The sequence below is a fragment of the Bacillus sp. SIMBA_154 genome, from assembly GCF_046536015.1.
GTDB lineage: Bacteria > Bacillota > Bacilli > Bacillales > Bacillaceae > Bacillus > Bacillus pumilus_P.
Genome location: NZ_JAWJBV010000159.1, coordinates 1 through 292, shown reverse-complemented (window position 1 = coordinate 292; position 292 = coordinate 1). Strand labels below are relative to the sequence as shown.

The window sequence follows — 292 nt, the reverse complement described above, 5'->3', positions numbered from 1 at the left end:
ACCGGAGAGGGAAGCCTTGTGCCTGAAGAAGTTCACGATATCTTCCCTTTAATTGACGAAGTGTATTTTGATGGGGTTAATTGGCGAGAGAATAAAGACCGTAAGATAGGTCAGCCTAGATACCAGGAATTCGGTTGGTGCTGGGAGATCGCACGAAGGATTAAAGAACTAGAAGATTCGCCTTTCCGACGTTAACTGTAGTGGCCAGTTTTTCTTGACCACTACAGTTAACCACCGCTTTTAAGCACGTGATAACTTTCGTAGAAGAGCTACCGGAATTAGCGATAATATC

The 292-nt window shown here is 44.2% G+C and carries 1 protein-coding gene; it reads left to right on the top strand.

Annotated features, from left to right (window positions below; all coding sequences use genetic code 11):
- A partial coding sequence (locus R0K30_RS21555; protein ID WP_410612842.1) for a DUF6710 family protein occupies positions 1-195 on the top strand: 195 nt, incomplete at its 5' end.
- Between the last annotated feature and the right edge of the window lie 97 nt (positions 196-292).